The organism is Arthrobacter sp. Hiyo1 (assembly GCF_001263615.2).
GTDB lineage: Bacteria > Actinomycetota > Actinomycetes > Actinomycetales > Micrococcaceae > Arthrobacter.
In genome coordinates, this window is record NZ_DF952468.1 from 526708 (window position 1) to 527278 (window position 571).

1 protein-coding gene is annotated in these 571 nt (G+C 63.6%); it reads left to right on the plus strand.

The window, feature by feature from the left end; genetic code table 11:
* Positions 1 to 176: 176 nt before the first annotated feature.
* Positions 177 to 571, plus strand: a 395-nt coding sequence (locus AHiyo1_RS02385; RefSeq protein WP_113990556.1) for a PHP domain-containing protein, incomplete at its 3' end; no start/stop codon positions are given.

Genomic DNA, 571 nt, shown 5'->3' on the forward strand with positions numbered 1-571 from the left:
ATCGGATGTGGGCCGCTGGGAGCGGTTGTTGACGCGCTCCTCCAGTGGCTGGGAGGCTGTGGGTTCACCGTTTTGGGTGTTTTCTGCATCGTTCACCGTCCCATCGTCCCATCAAGGCCGACACTAGGCCAACGCCGAAACGGTCCAAGCCGTCCCCAATCAAATACGCTTGGAAAGTGAAGATCGACCTGCACGCGCACTCCAATGTTTCCGACGGGACCGAGGCTCCCGCGGGAGTGATCGCTTCAGCGTCTGCTGCGGGTCTGGACGTGGTGGCCCTGACCGACCACGACTCCACCGACGGGTGGGAGCAAGCTTCTGTCGCCGCCCTCGAATTCGGGGTGGCCTTCGTGCCGGGGATAGAGATTTCGTGCCGCACCCGGGAGGGGATCAGCGTCCATCTGCTCAGCTATCTCCACGATCCGGCGCACCCCGGCCTGCTCGAGGAGATCACCAAGGCGAAGGACGCGAGGCTCACCCGTGCCAAACGCATGGTCACGCTCCTGGCAGAGGACTACCCCTTGAGCTGGGACGATGTCATCCATCATGTGGCTCCGGGCGCCACCGTGGG